This window comes from Streptomyces sp. NPDC104106, from assembly GCF_055584345.1.
In genome coordinates this window covers 125,863-135,266 of record NZ_JBVJMF010000024.1, presented here as the reverse complement: position 1 = coordinate 135,266, position 9,404 = coordinate 125,863, and the positions used below count along the sequence as shown (strand labels likewise).

Genomic DNA, 9,404 nt, shown 5'->3' with positions numbered 1-9,404 from the left:
ATCGAGAAGACCCTGGCCACCGCGGCCGAGGAAGGCGTCGGGGACGCCCGCCAACTCGAACAACTCCTCGCCCGCGCCGTGGCGAACTGGGCGTTCCGCACCCACCGCCGCAAGCCCCTCGTCATCCCCGTCATCATCGACGCCTGAGCCACAGCCCGGCAGCACGGCCCCTTCCGGCCACGGCCCCGCCCGCGACGGACTACCCGGGCGGTGCCGCCCCAGCGGCGGCCGGAAGCTGCCCCGATTCCAGATCCCCGCCAAGTGGAGTCCGGTTGACGCGTTGAGCCCGCCTGAGCCGCGGAACGGCGGTGCGGTCCCTCAGCGGCTTCGTCCGCCGGCAGTGCATCGGTCGCCTCGGGTTCGGGCGTTCTGATCAGGTCGATGTCTTCGGCCGAGGCGTGCCGCCCTCGGCGCGCAGTTGCTCGTTGATGCGCTGCGCCTCTTCGAGCTGGTCTTCGAGGACGACGATGCGGCAGGCGGCCTCTATGGCGGTGCCCTGGTCGACGAGTTCGCGGGCGCGGGCGGCGATGCGCAGCTGGTACCGGGAGTAGCGGCGATGGCCGCCGTCGGAGCGCAGCGGGGTGACCAGGCGGTGTTCACCGAGGGCACGGAGGAAGGCAGGGGTGGTGCCGAGCATCTCGGCGGCCCGGCCCATGGTGTAGGCGGGGTAGTCGTCATCGTCGAGAGGGCCGACGGGACGGGAACCGGCAGGCGGCATAGACCTCTTCTTTCGGAGACACGTCGGGGGGCCCGGGTGCCAGTACGGCACCCGGGCCCCGAGCTTTCAACACCATCTACCGGCGCGCTGCGCCGGCCCTGTTTTTCCGCAGCCGCCTGAAGGGCGGGGTTGCGGGGATCGCGAATGCGTGACCGGGGACCACCTTCCCATCCGGGGCCTTGCGGTACCCGGGCGGACTGCTTCCTCGCCCGGGCGATCCTGATGGCGTTCTGCTCCTTACCTTTCGATTACGCGGATACCACAGGTACTGCTCACAGCCCCGCTGGGCCGTGTCCTTCTGGTCTACCTGCACAGCAGTTCGCGCCTGCTGTGCCCACTTCGACTTCTGGGTACGAGGACAACGTTAACCCTACGGCGACCGAATGTCTACTGCAGCCATGACAGTTTTTCTGCATGGAGTGTGCGTCTGCTTTTACCGCAGGTACATCAGGAAGAGTGCTCACTCGCATGGCGGCCGCGCTTCCCGTACAGCAGTCCTCGGTGAGACCGGCCCGGTGCTCGCACGGTGAACGGCGCCCCAAGCCGCGTACGTCCACCGCCACAGCTCCGCGCCGAGGCCCAGATCAGCGGGCTACCATGGCCGGGCACGAAGGCGACCGCGGCCGGGAACGCGAGCGACCGTGCGTCGATAAGCCGCAGCAGAAGGGGAACCCCCGATTCTCCTTGCGGACTGCCGGCTACGCCTCGCCCCCAACGCGCACAGGGGTACGTGCACGTTGCGGGACGCCGCATGGGGCGTGCAAGTGGGCAGCACTCACAGTGCTGTTGGGCGGCTGGATCGCGGGACTGATCGACTCAGCCGCCGCTCTTGCGCCTGAACGACCGCTGGCTCGCAGCCGGTCCGCGCGTCGCACGCACCTTCGACGCATCGGGGTTGGCGGCGATATCAGCGGCGTCCGCCTGCGCGCCGCGCTTGCGCGCCAGGGCTTCGCGGAACTTGCGCTTGAGGTCGTAGGTGCCGTCGCTGTCCGGCGCCAGAGGGGAGGTCTCGGGGCCGGCCGGCTCCGAACCTTCCATGGATACGGGCTCTGCGGTCATGATGACCTCCTGGGCTCGGGGGTGGGCAAGGGACAGCTTGTCATGCCGGACGCAGTGCGGGGCGTCGGCAACATCATCCTGCTCCGTTTCGGCGGGTATCCCTCTCGCGGCCAAGGCGTTCGCTGCGCAGGTGGGGCGCACGGGACGGCTTCGGGCCGGGCCGAGGGTTGTCGATCCCGCGGCCAGGACATCGGCCGCCGGGCAACGGCTCTCAGGTGCTGCGCGCGCTGTTGCGACGCACGAGAGCCGCCTTGCGGGCCTCGGCGAGCTTGCGGGTTTCGCCGGCCTTTCGGGACCTGCCGCCGGCGCCGCGGGAGGGGTCCTTGCTGGTGCCGAGGCCGCGGAAGGGAGCGTTGCCGTTCTTCGGCCGGGGGACGGCGGGCCCGCCGTCGAGCGGGGTGCCGGAGGGAGCCTTGGCGCCGGTGATCCGGCTCAGCTCCGCCTCGCCCGACCGCACCTTGGTGACGGTCGGCTCGATGCCGGCCCCGGCCATCATGCGGCTCGCCTCGCGGCGCCGGCCCGCCAGCACGAGCGTGACAACGCTGCCGGACTCACCGGCGCGGGCGGTGCGGCCGGCCCGGTGCACATAGTCCTTGGGGTCCGTGGGCGGGTCGACGTTGACCACGAGATCGAGGCCCTCGACGTGCAGGCCACGGGCCGCGACGTCGGTCGCCACCAGAGCGGTGATCTCGCCGTTCTTGAACTGCGCCAGGGACACAGACCCTGGGCCACGAGGCTGCTGGTGTCGTCGACGAGATCGGTGACGACGTCTCGGGTGTCGCGGTGGGCGACCGGGTCTTCGGAGCCTCGCCCTACGGCGCCGCCCAGGCGGAGTTGGCCGTGCTGTCCTGCTGGGCCCCGATCCCGCACGCGCTCGACTACGCGAGGTCCGCGGCGATCCCCGCGGCAGCCGAGACCGCGGCCCGCTCGCTCGACCAGCTCGGCGTCACAGCGGGCAGCCCCGTGCTCGTCAACGGGGCATCCGGCAGCGTCGGGAGCGCCGCTGTCCAGCTCGCCGTGGAGCGCGGCGCGCGCGTCATCAGGTGAAGGAGACGTTCACCCGAGGGGGCGGGGACGGTCCCGCAGGCACCGCGGGACGGCGTGCCGGCTCAGCGGCTGCAGAACGCGCTGGAGACGTGCGCCGGATCGATGGGGCGCCGCCGAGTGAGGTCCACGCGCGGGTTCATGGGGCCGGAGTCCAGCAGAGGTCCGTCGCGCCGGTCAAGGGCTTCCCGGACGGGTCTTGCATCGCGGACACCGACGACCGGTTCCGCCTCCCCTCCGGGTGCCCCGTGGCACCGGCTGCCGGGGTCGTGGCGGGCGGGCCGCGGGGCGGCCGTCATTGACAACCCGAATCCGTGCGGGTTGTCATGAACACATGATCCCCCCGCTTGAAAGCTGCCGCATCCGCCGTACCGATGGCTGCGCCCTCGGTGCCGGGTGCGACCCGTCACCCGACGGATCACGCCCGAAGGCCGGTGCCGGCCGCGGAGATGGGCAGCCGCGGTGGGAGCACGGTCGCTGACCGGGCGCCGCGAGCTGCTCGACGCCGCCCGGGCCGAGCTGACCGCCCGTCCCGGGGTGCTCTTCCACGGTCCCCTGGGGATCGGCAAATCCGTGCTCGTGGCAGCCCTGGTGACATCCCTGACGGCGCAGGACCCCCCGGTCGGCACCGTACTGCATTGCTCGCCCGCGCAGGAGGACGCCCGGCTCCCGTTCGCCGGGCTCGTCGACCTGTTCGCGCGGGTGCCGGAGAACTGCCTGGAGACCCTCGCGCCCGAGCGCCGGGCGGCGCTGGGGGCAGCCCTGCTGCGCGGCACGGAACCGGCCGACGGCCGCGGCCGTCTCGCGGTGCGCCTCGCCGTCCTCGACGTCCTGCGCGCCCTGGCCGCCGACGGCCCCGTCGTGCTGGTGCTCGACGGCCTGCAGTGGCTCGACGAGGGCACCGCCGAGGTGCTGGCCTTCGCCGTACGCCGCCTCGACGGCCTGGACATACGGGTGGTGGCCGCCGAGCGGGTGGCGGACACCGAACAGCCCGAGCGACTGGGCTGCTGCCCGCCGGGCACGAGCGAACTCGCGGTGCCGCCGCTGACGGACGACGAGGTGGCCCGCCTCCTGCGCGCCGGCACCGGTGCCGGCCTGCCACCGCGGGTACTGCGGGTGATCCAGGACACCGCCGCCGGAAACCCTTTGTACGCACTGGAGTTGGGGCGGGCGACGGCCCTGCGCGGCCCGGCGCCCACGGTCTTCGGTGCGACGCTGCCCGTGCCCCGGAGACTGCGCACCCTGCTGCTGGACCGGGTGCGCGCACTGCCGGCGACGGCGCGGCGCACTCTCCTGGTCACGAGCGCCGCCGCCCGCCCCGACCTCACCCTGCTGCGCGCCGCCGGGCTCCCCGACCCCGAAGCGGCTCTGGCGGCGGCCGAACGACTCGGCCTGGCGACGACCGACGCCGACGGAACCATACGCTTCCGGCATCCGCTGATCCGGGCCGCCGTCTACGCCGACGCACCGGAAAGCGACCGCCGCCAGGCGCACGCGCTGCTGGCCCGCGCCGTCACCGAGCCGGTCGCACAGGCCCGCCATCTCGCTCACGCCCGCCCGCACGAGGACGAGGACACCGCCCGCGCGCTGATGTCCGCGGCGCAGGCCGCGCACCGCGACGGCGCGCACGGCGCCGCGTGCGAGCTGGCCTGGCTCGCCGCCCGCCGCACCCCCGGCGACCGGCCCGCGGACCGGGCCGACCGGCTGCTGGCCGCGGCGGAGTACGCGTGCGACGCCGGGCAGCCTCAGGAGGCGGCCGAGGCCGCCGAGACGGTCCTCGCCGAATCGGGCTCGGCACGCCGCCGGGTGCGGGCCCGGCTGGTCCTGCTCCGCAACGCCGGGCAGGCGCTGGAGGGCGCCCACGCGCTGATCAGGGAAGGCCTCCGCGATGCGGCAGGCGATCCGGAGGCCGAGGCCCCGCTGCACCACTGGGCAGCCGTACGGGGCCTGCTGTGCGGGGAGTTAGGGCAGGCGGCCCGGCATGCCCGGCACGCTGCCCGGCAGGCGGCCGTGGCGGGTGACACGCAGACCCGGATCGGGGCACTCGCCACTTACGCCCGGGTGCGGTCCCTGGCCGGTGATCCCGCCCAGGCGGACGCCGCGCTGAAGGAGGCCCTCGCCCTGGCCGGGGGCGCCGACGGCGGTCCGCAGAGTCGGCGGCTGCTGCGGATGCGGGCGATCCTCGCCCTGGACTCCGACAGGGTGACCGAGGCCCGGGAGCAGATCGCCGAACTGCTGGCCGCTGTCGCGGAGTTCGCCGGCGTCGAGGAGGTCATGGCGACGCTGGTGGCACTGACCCGGGTCCAGGTGCGGGCCGGACAGTGCCGCGAGGCACTGCACACCGCGGCGCGCTGCTCGCGCGCGATGGCCCAGGCCGCTCCCGCGCTGTACGCGGCCGCGCTGGCGGCCACCGCGGGCGGCACCGCGGAGGAAGCCCGGCAGCTGGCCGGGCAGGCGGTGCGTGCCTCGGAAGCCGACGGCGACCGGCTGTTCCTGCTGCGTGCGCTGGCCGTGCTCGGGCAGGCCGAGCTGCTCGCCGGAGATCCACGGGGGGCCGCGGCCGCGGTAGAGGCGCTCCAGCGGGTCAGGGAACTCGGAACCGCCATGTGCGCCGCCGACCCGCCCTTGCTGCACTGGTACGGCGACCTGGCCGAAGCCCTGGTCCTCCTGGGCGAGACGGACGAGGCGGAGGCCGTCGTCCGCGAGGCCTACGCGCGCGTGGGCGGCGACACGCCCGGCAGCGTGCTGGCGGCTCTGGAGCGGGCGGAAGGGCTGCGGGAGGCGGGGATCGGCCGGGCGAAGCAGGGAGCGGCGCGGCTGCGGGCCGCCGTCGACCGGCTGCGCCAACTCCCCCTGCCCGTCGAGCTGGTGCGTACCCTGATCGCGCTCGGGGCCGTCGAACGCCGCTCGCGCCGCAGGAGCGCGGCGCGCGCGGTTCTCGATGAGGCGCTGGAGACCGCCACGCGGATCGGCGCCGTTCCGCTCGCGGCGCGGGCCAGGGACGAGCTACGGCGGCTGGACACCAAGGACCGCGGCGGTGCGGCGGGCGCGGGCGGGCCGGAACTCACCCCCACCGAGGCCAGGATCGCCGAGCTGGTCGGGGGCGGGGCCACCAACCGGGAGGTCGCCGCGAAGCTGTTCATCAGCGTCAAGACGGTGGAAGGGACCCTGTCGCGGGTCTACCGCAAGGTCGGGGTCCGCTCGCGCACCGCGCTCGCCCACGCCATGGCGGTCGCCGTCCTCGCCTCCGGCGCGTCCGTCGACCCCGACGACGACGGCCAGGTGAGGCCTGTCGAGCAGGCCGTGACGGTGAGCCGGCCCGGTCATGCCCAGGCCCAGGCCCGCCATGCTCTCGACACACGTCGTTGACGCGACATCGGCCGTTAACACGTCCCGCAAGGGTTCCCCCGCTTATGGGGGTGCGGCAGGTGTTTCTACGGTGAAGTCGTTCCGCTTCCGGAACAACTCCCCCACCCCACGGAGGACTTCAGTGAAGTCACGCCTGAAACTGCTCGGTCTGGTCGCCGCGCCGGCCCTGGTCACCGCGGTCGTCCCCACCGCCCATGCCGCGAACGCCGCACAACCGCACACGGCCCGCGCCGCCATCGCCGGAGACGTCCTGCCGGGCCTGGAGCGCGACGCGGCGCGCACCGGAAGCGTCGCGGCCGGCAGGCGGATATCGGTGGCGATCAGCCTGACTCCCAGAGGCGGCACCGCACTCGACACGTTCGTGGCCCAGGTCAGCGACCCGCGGTCGCGTTCCTACGGCCACCATCTGACGAAGCATCAGTTCGCCGCTCGCTTCGGCCGCACCGACGCCGAGATCAAGCAGCTCAAGGACTACCTCCGCGCCCAGGGCCTGACCGTCGCAGCCGTCCACTCGGGCAACCTGCTGGTCGACGCCGGCGGCACCGCCGCCCAACTGGAGAAGGCCTTCGGCACCACGCTGTCGACCTGGAAGGACGCGCGGACGGGGCGTTCCTTCTACGCCAACGACAGCGCGCCGACCCTGCCGACCGCCATCGCATCGATCGTCAGCGACGTGGCGGGCCTCAACAACCGCGTCCAGCGGCACCACCAGGCCACCCCGCGCGCCGTCTCCCCCCACGACGGCCCGGGCGGCGGGTACACGCCGGCCCAGCTCAAGGGCGGCTACAACGTCTCCGGTACGTACACCGGCAGCGGCCAGAAGATCGCGCTGCTTGAGTTCGACGGCTTCCAGCAGTCCAACATCACCACGTACGACAACCACTACGGCCTGGGTTCGCCCACGCCGGCCGTGCAGAAGGTGGACGGCGGCTCCGGCGCGCTCGGCGACGGCCAGGTCGAGGTCGAGCTGGACATCGAGGTCCTGCACGCGATCGCCCCCAAGGCGAACGTCACCGTGTTCGAGGGGCCCAACTCGGACGCGGGCGAGGTCGACACCTACCAGGCCATCGTCGACAGCGGCATCCCGACCACCTCGATCAGCTGGGGTGCCGCCGAGAGCGCCCGCACCACCTCCGGCATCAACGCGGTCGACGCCGTCTTCAAGGCCGGCGCCGCCCAGGGCCTCGGCTTCTACGCGGCCTCCGGCGACAGCGGCTCCGACGACGCGGGCGACGGCGGCACCTCCGTCGACTACCCGGCCAGCGACCCGTACGTCACCGGCGTCGGCGGCACCAGGCTGACCGTCACCTCGTCCAACGCCTGGAGCAAGGAGGTGGCCTGGTCCGGAGGCGGCGGCGGCAAGTCGTCCGTCTTCAAGATCCCGAGCTGGCAGACGGCGGTGCAGAAGAGCACAGGCGGCGGGTACCGCCAGGTGCCGGACGTCTCGGCCCACGCCGACCCCAGCCCCGGCGTCTCGATCTACTCGCAGGGCTCCTGGTCCTCGGTCGGCGGCACCAGCGCCGCCGCGCCCGAGTGGGCGGCGTTCGCGGCCCTCTACGACCAGCAGGCCGCGGCGGCCGGCAAGGCCGGCCTCGGCTTCGCCGACCCCGCCCTGTACTCGGCGAGCGGCACCGGCTTCCACGACATCACCAGCGGGAGCAACGGCGCCTACTCCGCGGCCACCGGCTGGGACTTCCCCACCGGCTGGGGCTCGTACAACGCCGCCACCCTGGCGCGCAAGCTGCTCGGCTGACGACCGACCGGGCGCGGGCCGGCGCTGATTCGCCGGCCTGCGCCGTGGCACGACACCGAGGACGTGACGGGGCCGGGTGCGGCGGGAGCGTCCTGCCGTCCGACGGCATGCCGCGGCACTGGAAGTCCGGCCTCGTCGAGGTGCGTGCCCGTGGCGGGGGCGGAAGCCGGTCACCGGCGGACCCGGGTTCACGGCGGGGCCTGGGCGCCGGGGCGGAACTTGGGGACGCGTACGGTGATCTTGGTGCCGGCGCCGACGCCGGTCTCGATGACCAGGCCGTGGTCGTCGCCGTAGACCTGGCGCAGCCGGCGGTCCACGTTGCTCAGGCCGATGCCGCCGGCCGCGCCGGCCGTACCGCGCAGGATCGCGCGCAGGCGTCCGGGGTCCATCCCGACGCCGTTGTCCTCGATGACGACCCGCGCCTCGGTGCCCTCGTCCTCGGCGGTGATCGTGATGCTGCTGCGCTCCACGGACTCCTCCAGACCGTGTTTGAGGGCGTTCTCGACCAGGGGTTGCAGGCACAGGAACGGCAGGGTGACGGGGAGCACCTCGGGGGCGATACGCAAGGTGACCCGCAGCCGGCGGCCGAAGCGGGCGCGGGCGAGTTCCAGGTACTGCTCGATGGAGCGCAACTCCTCGGCGAGGGTGGTGAAGTCGCCGTCCCGGCGGAAGGAGTAGCGGGTGAAGTCGGCGAACTCCTGGAGCAGTTCACGGGCGCGCTCGGGGTCGGTGCGCACGAAGGAGGCGATGCTCGCGAGGGAGTTGTAGATGAAGTGCGGGGAGATCTGGGCGCGCAGGGCCCGCATCTCGGCCTCGTGTGCGTCGGCGCGGGCCCGGTCGAGGCCGGCGAGGTCGAGTTCCAGCGAGAGCCGGCCGGCCGCCGCCTCGGCGGCCCGCTCGCGGGCGGCGGACTCCGCGCCCGCGAAGACGGCGAGGGCTCCGACGGGCCGCCCGCCGGCCGTGAGCGGGGCCAGCACGCCCCAGCGGACGGGGCAGCCGTCGTCGTCGCACGACAGGGCGAAGGTACGGCGGCGGGGCGGGCCGGCGAGCAGCCGCGCGAGCTGCTCGCGATGGTGGTCGCCGGCCCCGTCCCAGACGAGGACGCGGGTGCCGTCGGTGAGGGCGACCGCGGGCGTGCCGAGCAGGGGCCGCAGCCGCCGCGCCACCCGGCGGGCGCTGTCCGCGCCGAGCCCGGCCCGCAGCGGTGCGGCCGCGAGCCCGGCCCCGTGCAGGGCCCGCACGAGGGCGCGCGCGTCCTCGGTGCCGGCCCGGTGCTCCCGCTGCCTGCGTGCCGCGCCGTGCCCGAGGGCGGCCCCGAGCGCGAACACGGCGAGCGCGGCGAGGGCGAGGGCCGCGGTGCCGAGGACCGTCATCGGCGGGGCCGGACGGCGCCGCGGCCGGCGGCGGTCCCGGCGGCCGGGGCGCGGTCATGGGCGCGGTCGCGGTGGGCAAGGGCGTGCA

General features: G+C 74.1%; 6 protein-coding genes and 2 pseudogenes. 4 read left to right on the top strand and 4 right to left on the bottom strand.

The annotated features are described in order from the left end of the window. Positions 1–147, top strand: a 147-nt coding sequence (locus tag ACZ60X_RS38120) for a hypothetical protein (protein WP_469597396.1), incomplete at its 5' end; no start/stop codon positions are given. Positions 148–373: 226 nt separating this feature from the next. Here the strand turns inward: ACZ60X_RS38120 and ACZ60X_RS38115 are convergent. From ACZ60X_RS38115 to ACZ60X_RS38105, 3 genes and pseudogenes are all read right to left on the bottom strand, one after another. Continuing rightward, the gene (locus ACZ60X_RS38115; RefSeq protein WP_469608918.1) at positions 374–718 is read right to left on the bottom strand and encodes a MerR family transcriptional regulator; all 345 of its coding nucleotides are present in this window, start codon (positions 716–718) and stop codon (positions 374–376) included. A gap of 816 nt (positions 719–1,534) precedes the next feature. After that, complete coding sequence (locus tag ACZ60X_RS38110) at positions 1,535–1,777, bottom strand: DUF5302 domain-containing protein (protein WP_469608915.1); 243 nt, start codon at positions 1,775–1,777, stop codon at positions 1,535–1,537. Positions 1,778–1,988: 211 nt separating this feature from the next. Continuing rightward, positions 1,989–2,492, bottom strand: a pseudogene (locus ACZ60X_RS38105) (helicase-related protein); the annotation flags it as partial. 2 nt (positions 2,493–2,494) lie between these two features. Here ACZ60X_RS38105 and ACZ60X_RS38100 point away from each other — a divergent pair. The 3 genes and pseudogenes from ACZ60X_RS38100 to ACZ60X_RS38090 all read left to right on the top strand — a co-directional run. Next, positions 2,495–2,818 (top strand): annotated as a pseudogene (locus ACZ60X_RS38100) (alcohol dehydrogenase catalytic domain-containing protein); the annotation flags it as partial. 465 nt (positions 2,819–3,283) lie between these two features. Next, on the top strand, positions 3,284–6,190 hold the full coding sequence (locus tag ACZ60X_RS38095) for an AAA family ATPase (protein ID WP_469608913.1): 2,907 nt from the start codon (positions 3,284–3,286) through the stop codon (positions 6,188–6,190). A gap of 121 nt (positions 6,191–6,311) precedes the next feature. Next, positions 6,312–7,943: a S53 family peptidase gene (locus tag ACZ60X_RS38090; protein ID WP_469608911.1), complete on the top strand. Its 1,632-nt coding sequence runs from the start codon at positions 6,312–6,314 to the stop codon at positions 7,941–7,943. Between the two features lie 188 nt (positions 7,944–8,131). Here the strand turns inward: ACZ60X_RS38090 and ACZ60X_RS38085 are convergent, their stop codons facing one another. After that, the gene (locus ACZ60X_RS38085; RefSeq protein ID WP_469608908.1) at positions 8,132–9,316 is read right to left on the bottom strand and encodes a sensor histidine kinase; all 1,185 of its coding nucleotides are present in this window, start codon (positions 9,314–9,316) and stop codon (positions 8,132–8,134) included. Positions 9,317–9,404: the final 88 nt, after the last annotated feature.